Annotated in this window: 23 protein-coding genes; 9 read left to right on the top strand and 14 right to left on the bottom strand. The window is 71.7% G+C overall.

Going from position 1 to position 24,885, the window contains the following annotated elements; all coding sequences use genetic code 11:
• Positions 1–41 precede the first annotated feature (41 nt).
• Positions 42–2,042: an MFS transporter gene (locus OG933_RS24975; protein WP_405628991.1), complete on the top strand. Its 2,001-nt coding sequence runs from the start codon at positions 42–44 to the stop codon at positions 2,040–2,042.
• A 74-nt stretch (positions 2,043–2,116) separates the two neighbouring features.
• Here the strand turns inward: OG933_RS24975 and OG933_RS24970 are convergent, their stop codons facing one another.
• Positions 2,117–2,977 carry a hypothetical protein gene (locus tag OG933_RS24970; RefSeq protein ID WP_362522726.1) on the bottom strand — a complete coding sequence of 287 codons (861 nt, stop codon included), beginning with the start codon at positions 2,975–2,977 and terminating at the stop codon, positions 2,117–2,119.
• Between the two features lie 92 nt (positions 2,978–3,069).
• Here OG933_RS24970 and OG933_RS24965 point away from each other — a divergent pair, with 92 nt between their 5' ends.
• Together OG933_RS24965 and OG933_RS24960 are read left to right on the top strand one after the other, a co-directional pair.
• Entirely contained in the window at positions 3,070–3,855 is a 786-nt protein-coding gene (locus tag OG933_RS24965) for an SDR family oxidoreductase (protein WP_405628990.1), read from the top strand.
• 138 nt (positions 3,856–3,993) lie between these two features.
• The gene (locus OG933_RS24960) at positions 3,994–5,562 is read left to right on the top strand and encodes a sodium:solute symporter family protein (RefSeq protein WP_362522728.1); all 1,569 of its coding nucleotides are present in this window, start codon (positions 3,994–3,996) and stop codon (positions 5,560–5,562) included.
• Here the strand turns inward: OG933_RS24960 and OG933_RS24955 are convergent.
• On the bottom strand, positions 5,559–6,677 hold the full coding sequence (locus OG933_RS24955; protein WP_362522729.1) for an ADP-ribosylglycohydrolase family protein: 1,119 nt from the start codon (positions 6,675–6,677) through the stop codon (positions 5,559–5,561). The two genes, OG933_RS24960 and OG933_RS24955, sit on opposite strands and share 4 nt — an antisense overlap.
• A 127-nt stretch (positions 6,678–6,804) precedes the next feature.
• Here OG933_RS24955 and OG933_RS24950 point away from each other — a divergent pair, with 127 nt between their 5' ends.
• Positions 6,805–7,332, top strand: coding sequence for a DUF2165 domain-containing protein (locus OG933_RS24950; protein WP_362522730.1), 528 nt, complete (start codon positions 6,805–6,807; stop codon positions 7,330–7,332).
• 18 nt (positions 7,333–7,350) lie between these two features.
• Here OG933_RS24950 and OG933_RS24945 read toward each other — a convergent pair whose 3' ends face one another.
• On the bottom strand, positions 7,351–7,938 hold the full coding sequence (locus OG933_RS24945; protein WP_362522731.1) for a hypothetical protein: 588 nt from the start codon (positions 7,936–7,938) through the stop codon (positions 7,351–7,353).
• A 97-nt stretch (positions 7,939–8,035) separates the two neighbouring features.
• On the bottom strand, positions 8,036–10,639 hold the full coding sequence (locus OG933_RS24940; protein WP_362522732.1) for a bifunctional FO biosynthesis protein CofGH: 2,604 nt from the start codon (positions 10,637–10,639) through the stop codon (positions 8,036–8,038).
• A gap of 180 nt (positions 10,640–10,819) precedes the next feature.
• On the opposite strand from OG933_RS24940, the gene OG933_RS24935 reads away from it, so the two are divergent.
• On the top strand, positions 10,820–11,533 hold the full coding sequence (locus OG933_RS24935) for a hypothetical protein (protein WP_405628989.1): 714 nt from the start codon (positions 10,820–10,822) through the stop codon (positions 11,531–11,533).
• Between the two features lie 20 nt (positions 11,534–11,553).
• Here the strand turns inward: OG933_RS24935 and OG933_RS24930 are convergent, their stop codons facing one another.
• Positions 11,554–12,399, bottom strand: a complete 846-nt coding sequence (locus OG933_RS24930) for an LLM class F420-dependent oxidoreductase (RefSeq protein ID WP_362265556.1) — start codon at positions 12,397–12,399, stop codon at positions 11,554–11,556.
• A 142-nt stretch (positions 12,400–12,541) separates the two neighbouring features.
• Positions 12,542–13,333 (bottom strand): hypothetical protein, encoded by a 792-nt coding sequence (locus OG933_RS24925; RefSeq protein WP_362522734.1) that lies wholly within the window; start codon positions 13,331–13,333, stop codon positions 12,542–12,544.
• Positions 13,334–13,710: 377 nt separating this feature from the next.
• Here OG933_RS24925 and OG933_RS24920 point away from each other — a divergent pair, with 377 nt between their 5' ends.
• On the top strand, positions 13,711–14,169 hold the full coding sequence (locus OG933_RS24920; RefSeq protein WP_405628987.1) for a DUF4265 domain-containing protein: 459 nt from the start codon (positions 13,711–13,713) through the stop codon (positions 14,167–14,169).
• 74 nt (positions 14,170–14,243) lie between these two features.
• Here the strand turns inward: OG933_RS24920 and OG933_RS24915 are convergent, their stop codons facing one another.
• Together OG933_RS24915 and OG933_RS24910 are read right to left on the bottom strand one after the other, a co-directional pair.
• Complete coding sequence (locus tag OG933_RS24915) at positions 14,244–14,711, bottom strand: protease inhibitor I42 family protein (protein WP_405628986.1); 468 nt, start codon at positions 14,709–14,711, stop codon at positions 14,244–14,246.
• Positions 14,712–14,770: 59 nt separating this feature from the next.
• Positions 14,771–15,376: an ALF repeat-containing protein gene (locus OG933_RS24910; RefSeq protein WP_405633499.1), complete on the bottom strand. Its 606-nt coding sequence runs from the start codon at positions 15,374–15,376 to the stop codon at positions 14,771–14,773.
• A gap of 277 nt (positions 15,377–15,653) precedes the next feature.
• Here OG933_RS24910 and OG933_RS24905 point away from each other — a divergent pair, with 277 nt between their 5' ends.
• Positions 15,654–16,124 carry a nuclear transport factor 2 family protein gene (locus OG933_RS24905; protein ID WP_362522737.1) on the top strand — a complete coding sequence of 157 codons (471 nt, stop codon included), beginning with the start codon at positions 15,654–15,656 and terminating at the stop codon, positions 16,122–16,124.
• Here the strand turns inward: OG933_RS24905 and OG933_RS24900 are convergent.
• The gene (locus OG933_RS24900; RefSeq protein ID WP_405628984.1) at positions 16,121–16,963 is read right to left on the bottom strand and encodes an endonuclease/exonuclease/phosphatase family protein; all 843 of its coding nucleotides are present in this window, start codon (positions 16,961–16,963) and stop codon (positions 16,121–16,123) included. The genes OG933_RS24905 and OG933_RS24900 overlap by 4 nt on opposite strands.
• Positions 16,964–17,046: 83 nt before the next feature.
• Between OG933_RS24900 and OG933_RS24895 the strand changes: the two genes are divergently transcribed.
• Positions 17,047–17,442: a nitroreductase/quinone reductase family protein gene (locus OG933_RS24895; RefSeq protein ID WP_327183627.1), complete on the top strand. Its 396-nt coding sequence runs from the start codon at positions 17,047–17,049 to the stop codon at positions 17,440–17,442.
• A gap of 199 nt (positions 17,443–17,641) precedes the next feature.
• On the opposite strand, the gene OG933_RS24890 is transcribed toward OG933_RS24895, so the two are convergent.
• From OG933_RS24890 to OG933_RS24870, 5 genes are all read right to left on the bottom strand, one after another.
• Entirely contained in the window at positions 17,642–18,193 is a 552-nt protein-coding gene (locus OG933_RS24890) for a DUF3455 domain-containing protein (protein WP_405628982.1), read from the bottom strand.
• 272 nt (positions 18,194–18,465) lie between these two features.
• A complete protein-coding gene (locus OG933_RS24885) occupies positions 18,466–19,899 on the bottom strand; it encodes an aldehyde dehydrogenase family protein (protein WP_405633498.1) in 1,434 nt (477 codons plus the stop codon).
• Positions 19,900–19,985: 86 nt separating this feature from the next.
• Complete coding sequence (locus OG933_RS24880; RefSeq protein WP_362522741.1) at positions 19,986–21,716, bottom strand: D-aminoacylase; 1,731 nt, start codon at positions 21,714–21,716, stop codon at positions 19,986–19,988.
• Between the two features lie 163 nt (positions 21,717–21,879).
• Complete coding sequence (locus OG933_RS24875) at positions 21,880–22,998, bottom strand: LLM class flavin-dependent oxidoreductase (RefSeq protein WP_323179006.1); 1,119 nt, start codon at positions 22,996–22,998, stop codon at positions 21,880–21,882.
• Between the two features lie 112 nt (positions 22,999–23,110).
• Entirely contained in the window at positions 23,111–23,881 is a 771-nt protein-coding gene (locus OG933_RS24870; RefSeq protein WP_362522742.1) for an SDR family oxidoreductase, read from the bottom strand.
• Positions 23,882–24,139: 258 nt separating this feature from the next.
• Here OG933_RS24870 and OG933_RS24865 point away from each other — a divergent pair, with 258 nt between their 5' ends.
• Positions 24,140–24,835 (top strand): hypothetical protein, encoded by a 696-nt coding sequence (locus OG933_RS24865; protein ID WP_365117728.1) that lies wholly within the window; start codon positions 24,140–24,142, stop codon positions 24,833–24,835.
• Positions 24,836–24,885: the final 50 nt, after the last annotated feature.

Here is a 24,885-nt window from a genome sequence, read left to right as displayed (position 1 = left end):
GCGGCCGAGAGCAGAAGACGGGACACGGGGAGTGCCTTCAGGTGGCCACTGCGGAGCCGACACGCGCCGACGACACCGGTCCGGACCCGGACGCCGACGCGCGACCGAGGGTGCCCGCCCCGCAGTCGGGCGACCACGACCGTGACGACCGCGGCGACCGTGCCGGCCATGGCGCGATGGTAGAGCTCGAACGGGACCACGTCCCGGACCCCGAGGCGGCGGACAGCCGCGCGGACGGCCGCGCGGACGGCCGACCGGACGACCCTGCGGACGGCCGTACGGGCGACGCGGGCGCCGCGCGTGAGCCGTCCCGGATGAGATCAGCGCTCGACCGGCTGGGCGGCTGGCTGCGACGCCATCCCGTGCTGTCCATGACGGGACTGTCCGGCGCCCTGCACCTCGTCTGGTTCTTCACGTTCGCGAACAGTGGTGGCGACCTCGCGGCGCAGGACGCCTGGGCCGAGTTCGTCGGCCGGCACCCCGACTCCGCGTACAACCTCGCCTGGTACGGCGGCATGCACCCGGTGTCGTACAGCATGGTGTCGCCGTATCTGATGTCCCTGCTCGGCGTCCGGACGACGATGATGATCGCCGGGACGCTGTCGGCGGGGCTGCTCACCCTGATCCTGCTGCGCTGCCGGCCGGTGAAGAACCCGTTGTGGCCGGCGCTGGCCGGGGTCTTCGCCCTGCTGTGCAACGCGGCTTCCGGGCGCGTGACGTTCGGGCTCGGCAACACGTTCGCGCTGGGCGCGGTCGCCGTCGTGTTCTGCTGGCCGTACCGCTGGCGCTACAAACGCTGGGCGAAGGCGCTGTGCGCCGCCCCGCTCGCCGCGCTCGCCACGATGGGCTCGCCGGTGGCGGGGCTCTTCGTGGGGCTCGTCGCCGCCGCGCTGTTCCTCCAGAAGCGGCGGCCGGGCGCGTGGGCGCTGGGGCTCGCGCCGACGGCCGTGGTCGCCCTGTCCGCCTGGCTGTTCCCGTTCTCCGGCACCCAGCCGATGTCCTTCGGTTCGGCGTCGCTGCCGCTGCTGTCCGCGGTGGCCGTCTTCGCGGTCGTCCCGCGCGACTGGAAGACGGTACGGATCACCTCGGCGGTGTACGGGCTCGGCGTCCTGCTGGTGTGGCTGATCAGCTCGCAGATCGGGTCCAACATCACGCGTCTCGCGATGCTGTTCACGGGCGTGGTGCTGATGGCGGCGCTGCCGTTCGCCGTGCCGCGCAGCCGCAAGTGGTACGCGATCGTCGTGGCGTTCCTCGGCTTCGTGGGCTGGATCGGCTTCAAGTCGGTCGACGACGTCCTGCGGACGACCCCGGCGGCCTCCTGGGCGCGTGAGCTGGCGCCGCTCGTCAACGAACTCCAGGAGATCGGCGCGGAGAAGGGGCGGGTGGAGGTCGTACCGGCCCGCTCGCACCGCGAGGCGTCCGCGCTCGCGCCGTACGTCAACCTCGCCCGGGGCTGGAACCGCCAGGCCGACATGGAGCGCAACCCGCTCTTCTACGACGACACCCTCAACTCGGCGAACTACCACGAGTGGCTCCAGCGGTGGGCCGTGCACTTCGTCGTCGTGCCGAAGGAGGCGCTGGACGGGGACGGCGGCGAACGGGAGCGGGAGCTGGTGCAGCGGGGGCTGCCGTATCTGGTGCAGATCTGGGGCGACGCCAACTGGCAGCTGTTCAGGGTCACCGACCCCGCCTCGCTCGCCGAGCCGAACGCGGTGGTGCAGCGGGCCAAGCAGGACGAGATGACGATCGACGTGAAGAGGGCGGGGCGGATCCTGATCCGGATCCCGTACTCGCCGTGGCTGAGCGTCGTCGACGCGCAGGGCAAGAGCCTGAAGCCGCCGCAGGAGACGGACGCGTCCAAGGACCGGGCCGAGGGGGAGCCGAAGACGTACGACAACGTCGACGGGTGCCTGTTCGAGACGGAGGAGGACGCGGAGGGGGACAAGTGGACGATGCTGGTCGCTCCGCGGGCGGGGGTGTACCGGCTGGCCGCGCCCTATCAGCTGCCGCGGGGCACGCCGTGTCCGGACGAGTTGAAGTGAGCGTGGCCTGACGCCGGGGCCTCCGGGGGCTGCCGCCCCCAGACCCCCGCTTCGGCCCTGAACGGGCCTCGTCCTCAAACGCCGGACGGGCTCGGAGTGCGCAGCTCGGTCACGTGGAGGTCCGTGCCCGGGACCGTCGGGATGAAGGGTGCGAGCAGTTCCACCCGGCCCAGGCCCGACTCCGTCAGCGTCTCCTCCAGGCCGCTGAAGTGCGGGTCCCAGCAGTCCCTCGGGTCGGTTTCCAGGAACCACAGGAGGGTCAGGCGGGTGTCGACGCCCTCGACCTGCTTGACGTAGGTCATGCGGTCGCCGGGGAGCGGGGTGGGGCGGAAGACGGTGACCATGGCCGTCGGGGAGCCCGCCACCCGCTTGGGGAGGTGGCGGGCGCGCAGCCACTCCAGGAGTTCGGCGCGCTGCTGCGCCGAGTCGGTGTCGATCACCTCGAGCACCAGGCCCGCGTACGGGTGGTCCAGGGCGTGGAAGTCGCGGGGACCGGCGGCGCCGTCCCGGTACACGGTCGTCTCGTGGTCCTGGAACGCCGTGAAGACGTGGGTGCGGTCCTGGTAGACGCGGGCGTCGCGGTTGAGGCGCCTGTTGATGGCGACCGTCCACTTCATGTGGTCGTCGTAGCGGCCGTCGGTGATCCAGTAGGTGGAGAGGTAGCACCCGGCGGTGACCGGCCGGGCGATCGCCGACTCCTCCGGCCGGCGCAGGAGCTGGAGGTCGCGGGTCGCCACCCACCTGCGGCCGGCGTACATCCAGGGCATCGCCATCGCACCGGCGTAGTAGTGGTCGTCCTCGTACCAGCGGTTGTAGGCGTACTCGTGGCCGGGGTGCGGTTCGACCATGGTGATCAGGGCGTGGCCGGGGCGCACCCCGTAGGGGCCGACGGCGGCCAGTTCGGCGTACCTCTCGCTGTGCGTCTCCTCGGACATGGGAACTTCCCTTCCCTTCCGTCCTCCTGCGGTCGCTCATACTCTGACGGTCCGTCAGTTAATGCGCCAGGGTCGGGAGTCAAGGAGGGCTCATGTCATTGCTCAACGGCAAGACCGTCGTCGTCTCGGGAGTCGGCGCCGGGCTCGGGCACCAGGTCGCCGCCGCGGTCGTCCGGGACGGCGGGAACGCCGTGCTGGGGGCGCGGACCGAGGCGAATCTCGCGAAGAGCGCGGCCGGTATCGATCCGGAGGGGGCGCGTACGGCGTACCGGGTCACCGACATCACCGACGAGGGGCAGTGCGAGGCGCTGGCCGAGCTGGCGCGGGAGCGGTTCGGGGGGATCGACGCCGTGGTGAACGTGGCGGCCTGGGACTCCTGCTTCGGCGGGGTCGAGGACGCCGACTTCACGACCTGGCAGTCGGTGATCGACGTGAACCTGCTGGGGTCGCTGCGGATGACGCGGGCCTGTCTGGCCGGGCTGCGGATGCGGGGCGGGTCGGTGGTGTTCATCGGGACGCAGTCCGCCGTGGCGGCTCCCTCGCAGGTGCGGCAGGCGGCGTACGCGGCCTCCAAGGGGGCGCTGACCAGCGCCATGTACTCGCTCGCGCGGGAGTGGGGGCCGCACCGGATCCGGGTCAACACCGTGCTGCCGGGGTGGATGTGGGGACCGCCGGTGCAGGCCTACGTCCAGTTCACCGCGCAGACGGAGGGGGTGGCGCAGGAGGAGGTGCTGGGGCGGCTCACCGAGCGGATGGCGTTGCCCGAGCTGGCGACGGACGGGGATGTGGCGGACGCGGCGGCGTTCCTGGCGTCGGACCGGGCGCGGGCGATCACCGGACAGTCGTTGCTGGTCAACGCCGGGGAGCTGATGCGATGAGTTCATGTAGGTGAACGCGAACCACCATACCGAATTCCTTTACCTCCCTTTGACCTTACGGTTACTTGTCGTGTTCACGCGGCAGCGCCCACGATGAGCGCCGGACTGAACGCCGGTCTGAACCCTGGGAGGGCGCACATGAACGGTCTCGACTGGGCCGTGCTCATCGGCTATTTCGGCGTGATGGTCGCGATCGGCGTCTGGTCGCACAAGCGCGTCGACAACGTGAGCGACTTCTTCACCGCCGGCGGCAGGATGCCCTGGTGGCTGTCCGGCATCTCGCACCACATGTCGGGCTACAGCGCGGTGATGTTCACCGGGTACGCGGGCATCGCCTACACCTACGGCGTCACCTCCTTCGTCACCTGGTCCTTCCCCATCGCGCTCGGCATCGCCATCGGCTCGAAGCTGTTCGCGCCGCGCATCAACCGGCTGCGGTCGCGGCTCCACGTGGCTTCCCCGCTGGAGTATCTGAAGAACCGCTACGACCTCAAGACCCAGCAGGCACTGGCCTGGTCGGGGATGCTGCTGAAGATCGTGGACGTCGGCGCGAAGTGGGCCGCCATCGCGACCCTGCTGTCCGTCTTCACCGGGATCTCCCTCAACCAGGGCATCCTCATCACCGGCGCGATCACCGCCGTCTACTGCACGATCGGCGGTCTGTGGGCGGACGCGCTGACCGAACTCGGCCAGTTCGTCATCCAGTTGCTGGCCGGCGTCGCGATGTTCGTCGCCGTCGTGCTGAAGCTGAACGACAAGGGCATCGGATTCCTGGACGCCTGGGACCAGCCGGCACTCCAGGGTCACGACAAGCCCCTGGTCGCCCAGTACGGCACGGTGTTCCTGCTCGCATTCCTGTTCATCAAGCTCTTCGAGTACAACGGCGGCATGCTCAACCAGGCCCAGCGGTACATGGCCACGGCCACCCCGAAAGAGGCCGAGCGGTCGGCGCGGCTGTCTGCGGTGCTGTGGCTGGTCTGGCCGCTGGTGCTGTTCTTCCCGATGTGGATGTCGCCGCTGCTGGTGACGTCGAACAAGCCGGACGGCTCCGACTCCTACGCCCTGATGACCGAACAGCTGCTGCCGCACGGCCTGCTGGGACTCGTCATCGTCGGCTTCTTCTCCCACACGATGGCCATGTGCTCGTCCGACGCCAACGCCATCGCCGCCGTCTTCACCCGGGACTGCGCGCCGGTGATCTGGGCCAGGGCACGGGAGTGGAACCAGCGGTCGGGGCTGATCGCGGCGCGGGTGGCGACCGTCGTCTTCCTGGGTCTGTCCATGGCGGCGGCCACGCAGGTCAACTCCCCCGCCTTCAAGGACATCATCACGGTCGTCATCAAGTGGGTGGCCGGACTGATGGGCCCGATGGCGATCCCGATGATGCTGGGCCTGCTGCGCCCGTTCCGCCGCTCCGGCCCGACGGCCGCGCTGACCAGCTGGTCGATGGGGCTGCTGGCCTTCTGGCTGGTCAACTACCCGATCAACTGGAACGTCGACGGCGGAGTGCCGCTCCAGTACCAGGTGTCGATCCCGCTGGCCGTGTCGCTGGTCCTCTACATCCTCATCGGGTTCATCAAGCCCGAGGACACCCCGGAACGCCTGGCGATCATCGAGCGGATCAACACGGACGGGGACGGCAGCGCTTCGGCCGCCGCGCAGGTGCCGCGGCCCAAGGACGAGGTCCCCACGGCGGTGACGGACTAACTGCCCCTGGGGTACCGGGCCATCCAGCCCGGGGACGCCCCGGCGGGACCGTGCAGGGCCGGCCCCTGGGTCATCTCCATGGCGAAGTCGTCGGCCAGTTCCAGGATCGTGGGACGGCCCTCCAGCTCGGCCAGCCAGGCCGGCGGGAGGGCCGTCTCGCCGTGCAGGGCGCCGAGCAGGCCGCCGGCGAGGGCGGCGGTCGGCCCCGAGGGCGCACCGTGGTTCACCGCGAGCCGCAGCCCGTGCCGGACGTCCTCCGCGACGAGCGCGCAGTAGACGGCACCGGACAGCACGGCCTCCGCGGTCCCCGCACCCGCGAGCTCCTCCACCCTCGCCGGCCCCGGCAGCCCCTGCCGTACGGCACCCAGCGCGTGCTGCAACGCCTCCGACACCGCCTCGTGCCCCGGCCGCGCGGCCAGCAGGGCGAGTGCCCGCTGCACCGCGCCGTCGAGACTCTCGCCGCAGGCCAGCGCGTGCACGGTGACGGCGTACGCGGCCGCCGCGAGGTACGCCGTGGGGTGGCCGTGGGTCTGGGCGGCGCACTCGACGGCGAGCTGGGCGACCAGTTGGGGCTCCCAGCCGACGAGCAGCCCGAAGGGCACCGACCGGGGAACCACCTCGGGCCCGGCCGCGCCGGGGCTCTTCGGCGAGTCCAGGGTGCCCATGACCTCGTCGCCGAGCCCGAGCAGCAGCGTCCGGGTCGGATCGCGCCGGGCGTACAGCCACTCCTCGCGGGCCAGCCAGCCGTCGTCCTTGCGGCGCAGGTCGGGCCCCCAGTCGCGCTGGGTGGCCGCCCATCTCAGATACGCCCGGTGCAGATCGGTCGGCGGATGCCAGGCGCCGGTGTCCCGCCGCACCTGGGCGCGGATCAGCCCGTCCACGGTGAACAGGGTCAGCTGGGTGAGATGGGTGACCGCGCCGCGCCGCCCGTGCGCGGGGGCCAGGTCCACGATCCCCTCGGGCCCGTGCACCTGCCGGATCTCCTCGATCCCGAGCCCGTCGACGGGCGCCCCGAGGGCGTCCCCGACGGCCGCGCCCAGCAGCGTGCCACGCACCCGGCCGCGGAAGTCCTGCTGTTCGGCACGGCCCCAGACGGGCCCGGCAGTCGCACCCACCCAGTCCTCCCGCACCGTGCGTACATACGACGTCCGTCACTGTAATCGAACAGTGCTCCGTTCCGGCCCGGTGCACGTGCTGTCCGGTGGAGGGGTGATGAAGACCTGGTGGGGTAAGGACACCGGCATGACCACCCCCACCACACGTATCCCACACGCGTCACGCGTGCTTCCGCTCAGCGCCGCCCTCCTCACCGGGACGGTCGCGCTCTACATGCTTCTCGTCTCCTTCGGCAACATCACGGACTTCGGCACGAACCAGCAGTTCGTGCGGCATGTGCTGGCGATGGACACGACGTTCGAGGACGACGACGTGATGTGGCGGGCGGTGACGAGCAAGGGGCTTCAGGACGCCGCCTACGTCGCGATCATCGCGTGGGAGACCGTCGCGGGCGTGGTGCTGGCCGCAGGGACGTGGTTCTGGGCGCGGCGGGACGACATACGCGGACGGTCGCTGTCCACGTACGGGCTGGTCATGGTGATGCTGCTGTTCGGCGCCGGGTTCATCGCGATCGGCGGGGAGTGGTTCTCGATGTGGCAGTCGGACACCTGGAACGGGCTGGACGCGGCGACCCGGGCCTTCCTGTTCGCCGGGGTCGTGCTGATCGTGAACCAGCTGCCGACCGGACAGGCGCGGGACGACTCCCGGGCCTGACGCCCGAAGTCCCGGGACCTACTCGACGACCCTGACCTTCGTCCCCGTCTCGCCGAACGCCCACAGCGCCGTCCCGTCCGCCTTGGCCATCCGGATGCCGCCGGTCTGCGTGCCGGCGGCGGCCGGGGGCGGGGAGGAGCCGTCGACGGCGTTGGAGAAGGCGATGTTGACGCCCGAGGTGGCGGAGAAGTAGACGATGTGCTCGATCGCCACGCCGTCGGAGCCCGTGGTGGCGTCCTTGCGGAGCGAGACCGTGAAGCTGCCGACGGCCGGGTCCACCGTGCCGGGCCAGACCGTGAAGGTGCGGCGGGCCGTGTCGTCCGCGTCGACCAGCCAGACCCGGTGCTGCTCCAGCGAGTAGACGATCCGCCGGCCGGTGCCCGAAGCGGCCGGCACCTCGGCCGCCTTGGGGGTGGCCGACGGTTTCGGTGAGGCCGAGGGCTGCGCGCCCGCCGACGCCGAGGCGCTCGGACGGTTCGCCGCCGACGCCGTCGGGTGCGGGCCCTGTTCGGCCTGCGCCGTCAGGAAGACGACCGCGGCGATCGCGCCGGTCGTCAGGCCGGTGACCCAAACCCAGGAGGGAAGCCGTCGGGCAGGCACGGGCACGCATCTCCTCAGCTACGGGACCCCTCCGGTCGGGGCCCGATCATCGTACTGCGAGGGGCCCGCTCCCCGGTCCCTGAATAGCCCCTGAGTGGTCCCCTCAGTCCAGCACCGGCAGCAGTTCGGGCAGATGGCCGTCCGACGCCGATGCCGCCAGCCGCCGCTCCTGCGGCACCTCGCCGTACAGCGTCGTACGCGGCCTGGCCGGGCGGCCCGCCGCGTCCGCGACCGCGATCAGGTCCTTGACGGACTTGTAGGAGCCGTACGACGAGCCCGCCATCCGCGAGATCGTCTCCTCCATCAGCGTGCCGCCCAGGTCGTTCGCTCCCGAGCGGAGCATCTCGGCGGCCCCCTCCGAGCCCAGTTTCACCCAGCTTGTCTGGATGTTGGGGATGTGCGGGTGCAGGAGCAGCCGGGCCATCGCCGTCACCGCCCGGTTGTCCCGCATGGTCGGACCGGGGCGGGAGATGCCCGCCAGGTACACCGGCGCGTTCGTGTGGATGAACGGCAGGGTGACGAACTCCGTGAAGCCGCCCGTCCGCTGCTGGATCCCGGCCAGGGTCCGCAGGTGGCCCAGCCAGTGCCGGGGCTGGTCGACATGGCCGTACATCATCGTCGAGGACGACCGGATCCCGAGCTCGTGCGCCGTCGTGACGACCTCGATCCAGGTCGCGGCCGGCAGCTTGCCCTTGGTCAGCACCCAGCGGACCTCGTCGTCCAGGATCTCGGCCGCCGTGCCGGGGATGGAGTCGAGCCCGGCCTCCTTCGCCGCCGTCAGCCACTCGCGGATCGACAGGCCGGTGCGGGTCGCGCCGTTGACGACCTCCATCGGCGAGAAGGCGTGCACATGCATGCCGGGGACCCGCTCCTTCACCGCCTTCGCGATGTCGAAGTAGGCGGTGCCGGGCAGGTCCGGGTGGATGCCGCCCTGCATGCAGACCTCCACCGCGCCCAGTTCCCAGGCCTGTTGGGCCCGGTCGGCGACCTGGTCGAGGGAGAGCGTGTAGGCGTCGGCGTCGGTCCGGCGCTGCGCGAAGGCGCAGAAACGGCAGCCCGTGTAGCAGACGTTGGTGAAGTTGATGTTCCGCGTGACGATGTACGTGACGTCGTCGCCGACGGTCGAGCGGCGGACGTCGTCCGCGATGCGGGTCAGGGCGTCCAGGGCCGGGCCGTCCGCGTGGAGCAGGGCGAGGGCCTCGTCGTCGGTGAGCTTCGTCGGATCGTCGGCGGCCGTCGCGAGGGCCTGGCGTACGTCCGTGTCGATGCGCTCCGGCGCCATGCCGGGGGCGGCCGCCTCGCGCAGGGCGCCCCAGTCGCCGTACACCTCGTCGAAGTCGTCACGGCGGTCGGAGGTCCGGCCGTCGGTGTCGATGGTGCGGTGCAGGTCGGTACGGCCGGACGGCACGAACACCTCCTCCGGCTCCTGCCAGGGGCGGCCCTCGACGACGGCGTCCGACACGGCCAGTCCCGTCTCCGGGTCGGCCAGCGCGCGCACGTGCGGCAGCAGCCGCGGGTCGAGCCACGGCTCGCCGCGCCGGACGAACTCCGGGTAGACGCAGAGCCGTTCCCGCAGCTCGAAACCGACCGCGGCGGACTTCTCGGCGAGCTCGTCGATCTGCGGCCAGGGGCGCTCGGGGTTGACGTGGTCGATGGTGAGCGGGGACACCCCGCCCCAGTCGTCGATCCCGGCCCCGATCAGCCGCTCGTACTCGCTGTCGACGAGGTTGGGCGGCGCCTGGAGGTTGGCGGCCGGGCCCATGATGTGGCGGGCCACGGCCACGGTCGCGACCAGTTCGTCGAGTTCCGCGTCCGGCATGCCGCGCATCGCGGTGTCCGGCTTGGCGCGGAAGTTCTGGATGATCAGCTCCTGGACGCCGTGGTAGGCGCGGGAGATCTTGCGCAGCGCGAACAGCGACTCGGCGCGCTCCTCGTAGGTCTCGCCGATGCCGATCAGGATCCCGGAGGTGAACGGGACGGAGGAGCGGCCGGCGTCCTCCAGGACGCGCAGCCGGACGGCGGGCTCCTTGTCCGGAGAGCCGTGGTGGGGGCCGCCGGGCTCGGACCACAGCCGGGTGGCGGTGGTCTCCAGCATCATGCCCATGCTGGGCGCGACGGGCTTCAGCCGCTGGAAGTCGGTCCAGCTCATCACCCCGGGGTTGAGGTGCGGCAGCAGTCCCGTCTCCTCGAGGATGCGGATGGAGATGGCGCGGACATAGGCGATGGTGTCGTCGTAGCCGTGCGCGTCGAGCCACTCGCGCGCTTCCGGCCAGCGGTCCTCCGGCTTGTCACCGAGGGTGATGAGGGCTTCCTTGCAGCCGAGGGCGGCACCGCGCCGGGCGATGTCGAGCACCTCGTCGGGCGACATGAACATCCCGTGTCCGGCCCGGCGCAGCTTGCCGGGGACGGTGACGAAGGTGCAGTAGTGGCACTTGTCACGGCAGAGCCGGGTGAGCGGGATGAAGACGCTCTTCGAGTACGTGATGACACCGGGCCGGCCGGCCGCCTCCAGGCCGGCGTCCCGCACCCGGGCGGCGGAGGCGGCGAGGTCCTCCAGCCGCTCGCCGCGCGCCTGGAGCAGCACGGCCGCCTCGCCGACGTCCAGGGCGACGCCGTCACGGGCCCGTTTGAGAGCGCGACGCATGGAGTTCTCGGTGGGGCCGGGGGTCGGGCCGGGGCCGGTTCCGGAGGTCGCGGAAGTCGTCATCCTTCGAGCATACGATCACGTTTTCCGAGCCCGGGGCGGGACCGGGGCCCGGAACGGAACCGGCAGCGGCACCCGGGCCCGGCCCGGACCCCGGCGCCGCGGACTCTGAGTACGCGTACCCATCCCCCGTACGCAGCCGTACCGATGCCCCGCGCACCCCGCCGGGCCTACGGTCGCCGCATGCCCGAGGAGATCACCACCGCCCCCGCCACCACCCCCGTACCGGCACCCGTGTCCGCACCCGCCGCGACCGGCCGCACCGCCGCGCAGGCCTTCGGCATCGGCTGCGCGGTGCTCGTCGCCGTGCCGCTGCTCCTCGTCCTCGCCTTCGTCGGCTGGCTCGCCGTGGTGACGAAGGACGCGTCGGACTTCCCGCGGGTCGCGCCCGAGGAGATGGTGAGCCGGGCCGTCGACCGCTCCCGGGAGGCGTACGACGTCCTCGGCTTCACCCGCACCATCAGGCCCGGTGTCGAGGAGATCGGGGTCTCCACCGAGAACACGGTCGGCTCCGACCACTGCTACCGGGGCGGTCTGACCGACGAGACCGTCGACGGCGCCTACAGCGTCAGTCACAGCTGGGCGCTCGACCACGTCCCCGCCGAGCAGGCGGTGCCCGGTCTGCGCCGGCTGCGCGACCATCTGGAGGACACCGGCTGGGACATCACCTCCTACCGGGAGAACGTCTCCGGGGACTACTGGGCTCTGTACGCCTCGCGTTCGGACGGCGACGAGCGCATGTCCTTCCAGTGGTTCGCGGACCGCGACTACTTCGCCGGCGGCACCTCCACGCCCTGCGCCGTGGACCCGGGTTGGCGGCAGGGCGACGACGAGCCCGCCGGGGACGAGCTGTGGCCGCCCGACTTCGGGCCGACGGCGAAGCGGAACGGGTCCTGAAGGCACGGCGCGAACGGGGCCTAGAGGTACGGCGCGAACTCGTCCAGGGCGCGCAGCGCCTCCGCCTCCCCCACCGGCGGCAGTTGCACCACGACCTCCTCGATGCCCAGCTCGGCGTAGTACGCGAGCTTCCCGGGGGACGGGTGGACGGCGTACGGCACGACCTGGAGCGCGTCCGGCTCACGGCCCGCGTCCGCCCACGCCGAGCGCAGCACGGGGAGCGCCTCGGAGAGGCCGCGGCCGCCGATCGGCAGCCAGCCGTCGGCGTACTCGGCGATGTGCGAGAACAGCTTCGGTCCCGCGGCACCGCCGACGAGGGTGCGGGGGCCGGTGACCGGCCCGCGCGGCTTCTGCACCGGCTTGGGGTACGCCGTGCTGGCGCGAACGCTGCCGTACTCGCCCTCGTACGCCGTCGGTTGCTCCGCCCACAGGGCCTGCATCAGCCGCATCCGGTCCCGGACCAGCTCGCGGCGGGTACGCCACTCGACGCCGTGGTCGGCGGCCTCCTCCACGTTCCAGCCGTAGCCGAGGCCGAGGGTGAGGCGGCCGCCCGACAGGTGGTCGACGGTGGCGATCTGCTTGGCGAGGTCGATCGGGTCGTGCTGGGCGACGAGCGTGATGCCGGTGCCGAGGCCCAGCGTCTCCGTCACCGCCGCCGCCTGACCGAGGGCGACGAAGGGGTCGAGGGTGCGGCCGTATTCGGGGGGCAGGTCGCCGCCGGCCGGGTAGGGGCTGGTGCGCTCGACGGGGATGTGCGTGTGCTCGGGCAGATAGAGCCCGGCGAAGCCGCGCTGCTCCAGCTCACGGGCGAGGCGGGTGGGGGTGATCGTCTCGTCGGTGAGGAAGATCGTGACGGCGATGCGCATGGGGGGCCTTTCGCTGCGTACGGCTCTGTCGACGGCGTCGTCGCGAGTGACGATCCCATCTCTACCTGCGGAACGATCCACTGTCCATACCGACTGGTCGGCATCGGGGCGGCATCGGGGCGGCACCCGGGCGGCATCGGCGTCAGAACGCGCCGGGAGTGTCGAGCGGCCATCTGTCCGGCTCCGACGGAGGGCTGTACGCCATGGCCCGGCCGAGCCGCTCGCGCTGCGCCGCGTCGAGGGCGGCCTCGGCCGGGTGCGGCGGGAGGCCCCGGCAGTACTCCGCGAACCGGTCCCGGCGCTCCGGCCACACGGTCATCACCACCACGTGCAGGACCAGCGCGAACACGACCCACGTCGGCAGGCCCGCGACCACGCCCACCACGATCTCGGTCGCACCCGCGGAGAACGCCCCGCTCACGTACATCAGCTGGGCGGCGAGCCACCCCGCGAGCAGCGGGGCGACCAGGATCGCGGCGATCTGGAGGCGGTCCTCGGCGTGCCCCGACCAACGCGGCCACCTGGCGTCCTCGGCCCGCAGGAAGGGGTCGCGCCGTCGGCGGTGCTCGGCGTCCACATACAGCCAGTTCAGCGGCCACGGCCCGGTCTTCCCGCGCAGCGTGACCAGTACGGCGGCCGGGACCGGATGCTCCGGCGTCCGGGCGGTGTCCGCGCCCATGTCGGTGACCGTCGCCTGTCCGTCCTCCTCGATCCGGATCAGGCCGGCCAGCAGCAGCTCGGCGGCGGCGGCCCGGTCCGCGCCCTGGTCACCGTCGATCGTGGCAACCGCGTGGTACGGGTCGACGCGCGTCCCGTCCACCCGCGCGACGACGGCCCGGTCGGCCCGGTCGGTGATCCACCACAGCACGCCGAGCACGGCGTACACCACGCAGAATGCCGTCAACACGGCCAGGAGCAGGTCCACTTGACTCACGGCAGGCTTCCTCTCGGACGAAGACGCGCACGGAGGCGGAGGCGGCGACAGGGACGGCGGCGGGGACGACGGCAGGAACGCACCGATCAGCTCACATGCCGGAGTTTCCCGTGCGCCGAGGAATCCATGTACGGACCACGCCCGTTCGTGCGAACCGGCAGTGCGGCCCCAACCCTGCCTGCCGGCGCTCCCGTTGCCGCTCGTGCGCATCGGCATCGCACCCCTCTTAGCGAGCTTCACCGCCGCCTTTCCGCGATCACGTACGAGAACGAGGACGACGGTCAGGCGGACGAACACTCCACGGACCACCGACGCGCCGTCGACTACCTGGGGCTTGGGAAGGAGCGGTCTGTGCCGGGGATGAAACGATCGTGCCCATGACGTCTGTGATGCTCCCTCCCGCCGACACCCACGTCAGGCTGCTCGCCGGATATGCCGGCAACGGGCGGCCCGCCTACGAGGTGCTTCCCGCGCGCACGCTCGACGGGGATCTCTTCGAGTTGGCCGGAAGTCCGGGACTGGTCCTGGGATGCGCGGCCGGGGACGTGCTGCGGATCTCGGACGACGGGGGGTTCGAGGTGACGCGACAGGGCCCCTGGCTCTGCGTCCAGGCCGCTCCGGAGGCCGGAACCTTCTCACCGGAAGCCCTGACCGCGCTGCACGAAGCCGTCGAAGGTCTGGGCGGGCTGGTCGAGTCCCCTGCCACCCTGCGCTTCGCCGTGATCACGATCGAGCGTTCCACGGATCCCGCCGCCCTCGAGAACGCGCTGGACGCCTGGGCCGACCGGACCGGGCACGTGGCGTGGTGGTTCGGAAACGGTGAGGCCGCTCAGTAGCGGCCGAAGGGCGACTCGGTCCACCACCTGTGGATCACGGACCCGCACCGCCTTCGCCGCCCTGCTCGACGCGGTCAGCGCACGTCGACCCGGTAGGTGACCCGCTCCGGCTCGGTCGTCGGGGACGGGGTCGGGGACGGGCCGGCGCCGCCGCCGCAGGCCGTGGTCTGCGCCGTGGGGAACGTGCAGTGCAGCAGCACGATCCGGGTGCTGCCCCTGCCGGTGGCCTCGAAGGTGAGGACGAGGGTGCCGCCACCGCCGACCGACTTGCCGTCGTCGGCCGGCTCGTAGCCGCGGTCGGCGGCGCGGACCACCGACGCGTCCGGCTGCGGGGCGACCACGAACCAGTGCTCGCGGGTGGACGCGTTCTCCGGGACGGAGAGCGTGAAGCGCTCGCCGACCTCGGCGGTGATGCTCAGGTCCCGCGTGGGGTGACTCGTGGGCCCGTCCACGTCGGAGCCCGACGCGCAGCCCGCCACCAGCGTGACGGTGCAGAGTGCCGCCGCGACGGCCCGCGTGCCCCTGCTCGACCCGGCCGTCATCGGCTCCCCCGTTTCGATCTTGACCGCCGGGAGGCCAACACCCGCCCGGCGGACGAGTCCTAGCCGTCGACCTCGTACCGGCCGACCTCCAGGAAGTACCGCAGCTCCTCCGGCGTCCCGTCGATGACCTCCTCGGCGGCGGCGCGCAGGGCGGCACTGATCTTCGGGTCGGCCAGGATGCGGGAGACGGCGACGCGGTCGTCCTCGGCCTGGGCCAGGCGGTAGCCGGTCTCCAGGAAGGCGCGCAGAGCCTCCGGGGTGCCGATGTCGAGGGCCTTGTCGGCCTCGCGGACGACACCCTTGCCGGAGTTCTTGTCCGCCAGGATCCGAGCGATGGCGACGGCGTCGTCCTCGGCCTGGGCGAGGCGGTAGCCGGTCTTCAAAAAGGTGCGCATGTCCTCCGCGGTGCCGTCGAGGGCCTCGCCGGCCTCCCGGAGGACCCTCCTGCCGCTGTCCTCGTCCGCCAGGATGCGCGCGATCGCGACGCGGAGGTCCTCCTCGGACATCTCGTCCACCGGCGTATCGGTCGTCACCACCGACGCCGTCGTGGTCGTCGCCGGGACCGTTGCCGCCGTCGTGCCGGTGGCGAACGCCGGGGTGGTGAGGAGGAGGGCCGGCGTCAGGACGGTGGCCGTGACGAGCAGGGCGGCGCGGCGCCTTCTCAGCGATCTCATGGGCCTCATGGTGGGTGCCTCCGTGGTCTGGCGGTCGGTAGGAAGATCCTCGCCGCTCCGCGCCATCGATGTCATTGCCGGATGCGGGCATTCCTTGGCGGCTTTCGTTGCCGTACCCGCACCCGGTCGGCCGCTCGATGGTATGCACAACTCCCTTTGTGAGCACGTCGGTTACGTCGGAGGTAATCGCTCCGAGCCGTCCCCGCCGGTGATGATGGCGGCCTCGTCGCGTCAGTGGGACGCGGCTTCCGCATCGGAAGGATCCACCGTGTCCTCAGCCACGCCCACGACTTCCCGCGCCGTGGTGCGGGAACTGCTGCGCCGGATCGGCGAAGGGGACCCCGAGCGCATCGCGGAGCTGTACGCCGAGCAGAGCGACTGGAAGCTGGACTGGCCGCAGGACGAGCACGGCCGTGCGCGGAGCGCCACCCCGTGGATCCGCCACCGGGCCACCCGTGCCGACGCCGCCGCCCACTACCGCGAGCTCGTCGAGCACCACGTGCCCGGGCAGGCGGCCACCGTGCTCGAACGCGTCCTCGTCGACGGTGACGACGCGGTCGTGCTCGGCGAGATCCGCCAGACCGCCCGCTCCACCGGGCGGGCCTATCGCGCCCGGTTCGCGCTGCACCTCACGATCGAGGGCGGCCTGGTCACCCGGCACCACGTGTACGAGGACAGCCTCGCCGTCGCCCGCGCCTTCGGTACGGAAGGGACGGGTGAGGAGGGTCAGAAGGCCTAGATGATCGCCGTCTCCTCCTCCGCCAGGTCCGCGACGACGGCCGCGTGGTCCGAGGGCCAGACTCCGTCCACGGGGCCGTGGCCCGCGCGGCGGATGTGCCGGACGTGGCCCTCGCCGACCGGGCCGGGCGGGCCCACGTGGATGTAGTCGATGCGGACGGCGGGTTCCAGCACGCGGGCCGCGTAGGGGTTCTCGGGGGACCAGGTGGCGGCGGGGGCGGTCGGGTCGGCGTAGTCCCAGGCGTCGTGGAGGACCTGTCCGGGGACGGCCGACGCGGTCCTCGTGCCGCCGAAGAGGCGCACCTCGTCGGAGTCCGGCCAGGCGTTGAAGTCACCGGTGACGACGGGCGGGAAGGGTGTGCCGCCGCGGTGCCGGGCGACGAGTTCCGCGAGGGCGGTGACCTGGGCGCGGCGCACCGCCGAGGCGTGGCCGGCCGAGGTGAGGTGGGTGGTGAAGAAGGGGATGTCGAAGGAGGGGGCGGCCACGCGCGCGTAGAGGGCCGCGCGGCCGTCGGCGAGGTCGGGGGGCGCGGGCAGGACCAGCGTCTCCCGTTCCACCACCGGCCAGCGGCTCAGCACCGCGTTGCCTATGTCGACCGAACCGGCGTCGGGGTCCGTGATCCGCTTGCGCCAGCGTTCGGGGGCCGGTGACGGGGCCCAGGTGCAGTGCAGACCGAGTTCGTCGGCCAGCCACTCGGCGAGGTTCTCGGCGCCGGCCGCCCACACCTCCTGGAGGCCGACCACGTCGGGGTCCAGCTCGCGCAGGACGGCCAGGATGGCCTTCTGGCGTTCCCGCCAGGGGCCGAACCGCCACCACAGGTTCCAGGTCACCACGCGCATGTGCAGCCACCCGCTCTCGTCGCGCCGACGGCGTCGGGGACCATTGAAGCAACAAACCTGTGCGTGAAGGAGTCCCACGGATCATGACCCGTTCCAGCGACCTCCGTTTCCGCGCGACCACCGCCCTCCAGCGGTACGTCGCCAACCCCCTCATGCGCCGCCTGCCGTTCCACACACTCCTGGAGACCACGGGCCGTGTCTCCGGTCTGCCCCGGCGCACCCCGCTGGGCGGCCGCCGGGTCGGTGACGTCTTCTGGCTGGTCTCGGAGTTCGGCGAACGGTCGCAGTACGTCCGCAACATCAAGGCCGATCCGCGGGTGCGGGTGCGGCTGGGGGGACGGTGGCACTCGGGCACGGCCCGGCTGCTCCCCGACGACGACCCGGTGGCCCGGCTGCGCACCCTGCCCCGGGGCAACAGCACGGCCGTCCGGGCCCTGGGGACGGGTCTGCTCACCATCCGGGTGGACCTGGCCGACTGACGGACGCGCGGGCCCTCGGCGAGGCGAGACGAGGCAGGCAGGCAGACAGGCAGACAGGCAGACAGGCAGAGAAGACAGGCGGACGAGACGGGCCGCGCGGCACGGCAGTCGCCGGACACGGCGGCAGCGGCCGGACACGGCGGCGGCCGCCCGGGGTCGTCCGGAGGCCGCCGCCGTGCCGACTACCGCTCGGCCGGGGTCACTTGGCGGGCTTGTAGAAGGCGTACGTCGCGGTGTAGGGGACGCTGACCTGGTCGGTGCCGGCGCAGGCCGTGGTGGGGGCGACGCCGCCGGTCGTGTCGAGGCGCTGGATGTAGGTGACGTCGGCGAAGACGCCGGCGCCGCGGGTGGCGGTGGTCTTCAGGAGGAGCTCGGGGATGGTGCCGGTCCTGGGCGAGCTGACGGCGGCGGCGGCGTTGACCGCGCTGCCGTCCACCGTGGACACCCAGACGGGGCCGCGGGAGTGCAGGGCGAGGGGGCGGTGGGCCCGGTCTCTCCTGTCCGACAGGGTGGCGGCGGGCTCCAGGAGCTTCCAGACGCCGTCGGTGCAGGCGTAGGTCTGGACGCCCCGGGCGGCGAAGACGCCGGTCAGCCGGTTGCCGTCGGGAACCTTGAGCGCCGCGGGAGCGTGGACCGCGGCGGGGGCGGACTGGGCGGGCGCGGCGTGACCGGCGGTCGTGCCGAGGAGGGTGCCGGCGGTGGCGGCGGCGAGGGCGGTGGTGGCCAGGACGAGTCGCTTGGCGAGCTTCATCGGGTGTTCTCCAGAACGTTTTCCGAACATGTGCACGGGGCAGGGAGTCGACGCCGACCGCGTTGCGGCGCCGTCGTGTTCCCGGCACCGTCGTGTTCCTGACGCGGTCCGCGTCCCTGACGCCGTCCGTGCCCTTGCGCGGGGACGCTACGGGCCCGCCGCCGATTCCGGGGCCCGTCGGAGGAACTCGGCTCTCCGGCACCACGCTGTCTGCACGCCGAGGACACTCCCCCGGGCTCAAAGGGCAAGTGGGCACACCCCCGCGGGCGTTCTCACCCCGGCCACACGATCGACTGCACCTCGCTGTACGCGTGCAGCGCGTACGAGCCGACGTCCCGCCCGACGCCGCTCCGCTTGAACCCCCCGAACGGGGCCTCCATGTTGCGGCCCACGGTGTTGATGCCGACGCCGCCGGCCCGGAGCCCGCGGGCGACCCGGAAGGCCCGGGCCACGTCCGCCGACCAGACGTAGTCGATCAGGCCGTAGTCGCTGTCGTTGGCCAGGGCGATGCCCTCCTCCTCCTCGTCGAAGGGGATGACCGTGACCACCGGGCCGAAGATCTCCTCCCGCGCCACCCGCATGTCGTTCGTGCAGTCGGCGAGGAGGGTGGGGGCGACGTAGAAACCCCGGTCCAGCGACGGGCGTTCGCCACCTGCGACGACCACCGCCCCTTCCTTGCGGCCGAGTTCGACGTACGACTCCACCCGGTCCCGGTGGGCGGCCGAGATCACCGGGCCGACCACCGTGCCCGGCGCCCGGGGATCGCCCACCGCCAACCGGCCCGCGTACGCCGCGAGTTGCTCCACCAGCCGGTCGTACACCCGACGCTGTGCCAGCACCCGCGTCGGGGCGGTGCAGATCTGGCCGCTGTAGAAGGAGAAGGTGGTGCCGATGCCGGCCACCGCCGAGGCGAGGTCCGCGTCGTCGAGGACGACCGCCGCGCCCTTCCCGCCCAGCTCCATCAGCTGGCGCCGCATGTCCCGGCCGCACACCTCGGCGATCCGCTGCCCGACCGCCGTCGAGCCGGTGAAGCTCACCATGTCGACGTCCGGCGACGACACCGCCGTCTCACCGATCTCGACGGCCCGCCCGGAGACGACGTTCACCACCCCGCGCGGCACGCCCGCCGCCTCCAGCGCCTCCGCCATCCGGTAGACGGACAGGGGGTCCTGCGGGGCCGGTTTGACGACCACCGTGTTGCCCATGGCGAGTGCGGGGGCGACCTTTCCGGCCGGGTTCGCCCACGGGTTGTTGTAGGAGGTGACGCACGTGACGACGCCGACCGGCTGCCGTACGGCGACCGCGCCCATCACGCCTGCCTTCCCCATCGGTCCGGCCTCGTTGACCTGGGGTGCGATCGGCCACTCGGCGGGCTCCACGCGCGCGTAGCGCCGGAAGCGGGCCACCCCCACCCCGACCTGCATCCCGCGCGCGGTGCCGGTCGTGGCGCCGGTCTCCGCCTGGGCCAGTTCGGCGTACGGCAGCAGCCGGGCGCGCATGATGTCGGCCGCCCGGGCGAGGATCGCCGCCCGTTGCTCGGGCGGGGTGCGCGACCAGGGCCCGAAGGCCTCCCGGGCCGCCGCGCAGGCAGCGCGCACCTGCTCCCGGGAAGCCTCCGGAGCCAGACCGACGGTCCCCTCGGTCGCCGGGTCGACGACCTCGTAGTGCCCGCCGTCGGGCTCCACCCAGGCACCGCCGACGAACAGCCGCTGCCCGTCGGCCCCATGAGATCCGCCGGAGCCGTGGGACCCGCCGGACCCGCCGGACCCGTCGGTCGTGCCGCTCCCGTCGGTCACCTGGTGCTCACCGTCCTGGTGTCCCGCCCCGAGCGCAGCACCCGGCCCGGGACGGCGCCCGTGACCACGTCGTCCCGGATGGCCGCCACGCCGTTGACCCAGACCGCCCGCACGCCGAGCGCCTTCGAGTCCAGCCGCGGGCTGTCGCCCGGCAGGTCGTGCACCAGGGTGGCCTTGCCGGCATCGATCCGCTCCGGGTCGAACAGGACGAGGTCCGCATGCCAGCCCTCCCGGATCCGGCCCCTCTCCCGGAGGCCGAACAGCCGCGCCGGGTCGTCCGTCAGCATCTTCACCGCCTGCTCCAGGCCCGCCAGTTTCCGGCCGCGCAGACAGTCGCCGAGGAAGCGTGTGGTGTACGGCGCCCCGCACATCCGGTCCAGGTGCGCGCCCGCGTCGGAACCGCCGAGCAGCACGTCCTCGTGGCTCCAGGTGTCCGCCCGCAGCGCCCAGGAGTCCGGGTCGTTGTCCGTCGGCATGGGCCACAGGACCGTACGCAGGTCGTCGGCGGCGCAGATCTCGACCAGACAGGCGAAGGGGTCCAGGCCGCGTTCGGCGGCGATGTCGCGTACGACCCGCCCGGTGAGGCCCTCGTTCGCCGCGCCGTAGGTGTCGCCGATGACGTACCGGCCGAAGTTGGTCAGCCGCCGGAAGACGCCCGCCTCCTTGGAGTTCGCCCGCCTCAGCAGCTCCGCCCGCACCTCCGGGTCCCGCAGCCGCTCGATCCGCTCCGGGACGGGCAGGCCGAGGACCGGCCCCCACCCCGGGATCAGGTTCAGCGCGCAGAACGTGCCCAGGGACATGTTCATCGGCGTGAGGATCGGCATGGTCAGCGCGACGACCCGGCCGCCGGCCTTCCGTGCCCGTTCGCTCGCCATCAGCTGCCGGGGCACGCGCTCCGGAACGGCCGCGTCGACGGTGAGGACGTTCCAGTTCAGGGGTCGTCCGGCGGCCGCGCTCATCTCCACGAACAGATCGATCTCGGCGTCGCTGAACTGGTCCAGACAGCCCGCCACGATCGCCTCGATCTGGGTGCCCTCGTGCTCGCCGACGGCCCGGGACAGCGCGAGCAGCTCCTGCGGCCGGGCGTGCCGGGAGGCGACCGGCTGTCCGTCCCCGTCGGAGTGGGTCGAGGACTGTGTGGTGGAGAAGCCCCACGCGCCCGCGTCCATGGCTTCGTGCAGCAGCCGGACGATGTCGGCCAGCTGCTCCTCGCTCGGCTGCCCGCCCACCGCGTCCGGGCCCATCACGTACCGGCGCAGCGCGCAGTGGCCCACCATGAACCCGGCGTTGACGGCGATCCGCCCCTCCAGCGCGTCCAGGTACTCCCCGAAGCCGTGCCAGCTCCAGGGCGCCCCCTCCTCCAGCGCGACCAGGGACATGCCCTCCACCTTGGACATCATCCGACGCGTGTAGTCGGCGTCCTCGGGACGGTCCGGGTTCAGCGGCGCGAGCGTGAACCCGCAGTTCCCGGCCGCGACCGTGGTCACCCCGTGGTTCAGGGACGGGGTGGCGTACGGATCCCAGAACAACTGGGCGTCGTAGTGCGTGTGCGGATCCACGAACCCGGGAGCCAGGACGAGCCCGCGCGCGTCCTCGGTCGACCGCGCCTCCTCGGTGACGGTCCCGACCACGGCGATCCGCCCGTCCCGGATCCCGACGTCGGCGGTGAAGGCGGGCGCGCCCGTCCCATCGACGACGGTCGCCCCTTTGATGACGTGATCGAGCATGAGGGCTCCTTCTCCACTCCGATGCGATGGGCGCCCGAAAGGGGCGCGGGGCTGTATCGCTGTGCGGCTCCGCCGCGTGGGCGCGACCAGCCACGACGGACCCGCGGCCGCAGGAGAGCCCGCACACGACGGCGACCACGCACCCGCAGGTCCGCGACAGCGACTACGCTCCTTGCCGGAACCGCGTCGTCCGATGGACGGGATCCGTGTCGATCTTCGGAATGACCTGCTCCCCGATCAGCCGGATCGTCTGGAGCGTCTCCTCCTTCGGCACCCCCACCGGCAGCCCGAAGGACAGCTGATCGGCGCCCGCCTGCTCCCACCGCTTGCACTGCCGCAGCACCTCGTCCGGGTCGCCGCAGATCAACAGCTCCTCCTCGACGAGGAGTTCGACGAACTCGGCGTTGTACTCGGGCAGCGTCTCCGGCCAGACCGGGAAGCCCTCGGGCCGGGGGAAGGTGTCGTGGTAGCGGAACACCAGCGAGGGCAGATAGTGCAGCCCGCCCTCGACGGCGATCCGGATCGCCTCGTCGTGCGTGGGCGCGCAGATCGCCGTCGTCGTCACCATCACGTTGTCGTTGACGAAGTCGCCGATCGGTTCGGCGTTCACCACCGCCGTCTTGTACTGCTCCAGCACCCACTCCATGTCGGACACCTTCTGGATGCTGAAGCCGAGCACCCCGAGGCCCTTGCGGGCGGCCATCGCGTACGAGGGCGGCGACCCGGCCGCGTACCACATGGCCGGGTGCGACTTCCCGTGCGGCTTCGGCAGGATCTTGCGCGGCGGCAGCTGCCAGTGCTTGCCCTGGAAGCCGACGTACTCGTCCTGGAGCCACATCTTCGGGAACTCGGCGATGGTCTCCTCCCAGATCTCCTTCGTGTAGTTCATGTCGGTGATGCCGGGGAGGAAGCCGAGGATCTCGTGCGAGCCGGCGCCGCGTCCGCTGCCGAACTCGAAGCGGTTCTCGGTGAGATGGTCGAGCATGGCGACCTTCTCGGCGACCTTCACCGGGTGGTTGACCTGGGCGAGCGGGTTGAAGATGCCCGAGCCGAGGTGGATGCGGTCGGTCGCGTGGGCGAGGTAGCCGAGGAAGACGTCGTTGGCGGAGAGGTGGGAGTACTCCTCCAGGAAGTGGTGCTCGGACGCCCAGGCGTACTTGAAGCCGGACTTGTCCGCCTGGATGACGTACTCGGTCTCCTCCATCAGCGCCTTGTGCTCGGCGAGCGGATCGGTCTCGGCGCGCTTGCCCACGTATCCCTGTACAAAGAGCCCGAATTCCACGGAGGTTCACCGTCCCGGTTCCTGGATCGCGATTAACTGACGGTTCGTCAGATTCAGCGGATGCCGCCGACTGTGGCACCGGGCTCCTGGATGGTCAATAGCTGACGAACGGTCAGATGACCGAAACGCCCGCCAGCCATCCCCCGTCGATCACGAACGGCTGCCCGGTGATGTACGACGAGTCCTGCGAGGTGAGGAAGAGGGCGAGGCGGGCCACCTCGTCCGCGCGGCCGATCCGGCCCAGGGGTACGAGCTTGCGGTACAGGGAGTCGAGGGCGCGGGTCGTCTCCTCGGGGTCGGAGTCCGGCTCCAGCCGGGACGGGTTGGACATCGCGGTGTCGACGGCTCCGGGACAGACCGCGTTGACCCGGATGCGGCGGGGCGCCAGCTCCAGGGCGGCGACCCGGGTGAGGCCGAGCACCGCGTGCTTGGTCGCCGCGTAGGCGCCCACGGCCGCCATGCCGGTGAGCCCGGTGTAGGAGGCGGTGTTGACGATGGTGCCGCCGTCGGACAGCTCCGGCGCGGCGGTCCGGATGCCCAGGAAGCAGCCGACCTGGTTGACCCGTACGACCTGCATGAACTCGTCGAGCGGGGTGTCGACGAGGGCGTTGAACCGCAGGATGCCCGCGTTGTTGACGAGCCCGTCGAGATGGCCGTACGCCCGCTTGGCCTCCCGCACCGCCGCGGTCCACTCCTCCTCCACCCCCACATCGAGGTGGACGTACAGCGCGCCGATCTCCTCGGCGAGCGCCTTCCCCTGCTCGTCGAGCACGTCGGCGACGATCACCTCGGCGCCCTCCTCACGGAACAGCCGCGCCTCCTGCTCGCCCTGGCCGCGCGCCGATCCGGTGACGAGGACCACCCGTCCGTCGAGCTTGCCCATGCCGGCTCCCTTCGCCTCGGTGGAGCTCAGCATCGTATCGCCGCATCTGACGAATCGTCAGATGTGCGTGGACGCGAAGTGCGCCGGGAGAAGCGGTCATTGCACAAGCACACATCAAGTGACCTGCCGGTAGGGACATTTGACTCTGTCCGGCACCTGTCCGGGGCCCCAATAATCCTTCACGGCCGGGTAAAGCCGAACCCAAGAATGGAGTCCGTGGTGGCCAGAAGAAGACTGAGGAACAGGAAGGTCCGGTACGTGGCGATCGGTGCGGCTCTCGCGACCGGCGGAGCCATCGTCACCCTGCTCCCGTCGGCGAACGCGGCCGACGAGAAGACACCGGACCAGATCATGAGGATGTGCCAGAGGTCCGCCGTACTCAACGGGAAACAGCAGTCCGTGAGCGACTTCGGAGGCGCCTTCGCCGACGGTTTCGAGTCCGACAACTGCGATTTCGTCGAGACGAAGTTCGAGACCTTCGACGGCCCCACCGAGAAGTCCTCCATCGATTTCCCGAACTGCGAACCGAACGCCGCCGAGCCGGCGAAGGTCTCGATCACCTGGTCGGCGGCCGCGGCCCAGGGCCAGGGAAAGTACTCGGTCACGCAACAAGGTGCCGGAGGCGGCCTCTTCGGATTCCTGAGCGGCTCCTGGCTGAAACACAAGGGCACCCTGGACATGACCGTGAAGTCGGCCACCGCAGGCGCCACGGAACAGCGGGAGGTGCCGGTCGGCAAGGTGCTCCACATGGAGTTCACGCCGAAGCTCCAGCGCATGACCGGCGAGTGGCGGGTGCGGCTCGACGCCGACCCCGGAAGCTTCGCCGTGAACCCCTCCCCCGAGCAGAACTTCGTGGCGCCCGACGTCGTCGAGGGGCCCGTGATCCTGCCGGGCGCGGCAGGGGCGCCCGGTGTCGCGGACGGCACCTCCAAGGCGGTCCTGGAGGACTGCTGACCTGCGAGAAGCAGCAGAGACCGCAGCTCGACCCGTATCCCCCACAGGAG

Origin of the sequence: Streptomyces sp. NBC_00016 (assembly GCF_045040885.1) — a bacterium.
GTDB classification, from domain to species: Bacteria; Actinomycetota; Actinomycetes; order Streptomycetales; family Streptomycetaceae; genus Streptomyces; species Streptomyces coriariae.
Note: the sequence above shows the minus strand (reverse complement) of the source record. Positions and strands in the feature narration are given on the sequence as shown.

Coding starts and splice junctions, on each gene's coding strand:
- OG933_RS24915 (WP_405628986.1), bottom strand. CDS start 14,711: ATGACGGCCGGGTCGAGCAGGGGCACGCGGGCCGTCGCGGCGGCACTC.
- OG933_RS24900 (WP_405628984.1), bottom strand. CDS start 16,963: ATGCGCGTGGTGACCTGGAACCTGTGGTGGCGGTTCGGCCCCTGGCGG.
- OG933_RS24960 (WP_362522728.1), top strand. CDS start 3,994: ATGAACGGTCTCGACTGGGCCGTGCTCATCGGCTATTTCGGCGTGATG.
- OG933_RS24920 (WP_405628987.1), top strand. CDS start 13,711: ATGACGTCTGTGATGCTCCCTCCCGCCGACACCCACGTCAGGCTGCTC.
- OG933_RS24970 (WP_362522726.1), bottom strand. CDS start 2,977: ATGTCCGAGGAGACGCACAGCGAGAGGTACGCCGAACTGGCCGCCGTC.
- OG933_RS24965 (WP_405628990.1), top strand. CDS start 3,070: ATGTCATTGCTCAACGGCAAGACCGTCGTCGTCTCGGGAGTCGGCGCC.
- OG933_RS24895 (WP_327183627.1), top strand. CDS start 17,047: ATGACCCGTTCCAGCGACCTCCGTTTCCGCGCGACCACCGCCCTCCAG.
- OG933_RS24940 (WP_362522732.1), bottom strand. CDS start 10,639: ATGACGACTTCCGCGACCTCCGGAACCGGCCCCGGCCCGACCCCCGGC.
- OG933_RS24930 (WP_362265556.1), bottom strand. CDS start 12,399: ATGCGCATCGCCGTCACGATCTTCCTCACCGACGAGACGATCACCCCC.
- OG933_RS24935 (WP_405628989.1), top strand. CDS start 10,820: ATGCCCGAGGAGATCACCACCGCCCCCGCCACCACCCCCGTACCGGCA.
- OG933_RS24880 (WP_362522741.1), bottom strand. CDS start 21,716: ATGCTCGATCACGTCATCAAAGGGGCGACCGTCGTCGATGGGACGGGC.
- OG933_RS24890 (WP_405628982.1), bottom strand. CDS start 18,193: ATGAAGCTCGCCAAGCGACTCGTCCTGGCCACCACCGCCCTCGCCGCC.
- OG933_RS24950 (WP_362522730.1), top strand. CDS start 6,805: ATGACCACCCCCACCACACGTATCCCACACGCGTCACGCGTGCTTCCG.
- OG933_RS24870 (WP_362522742.1), bottom strand. CDS start 23,881: ATGGGCAAGCTCGACGGACGGGTGGTCCTCGTCACCGGATCGGCGCGC.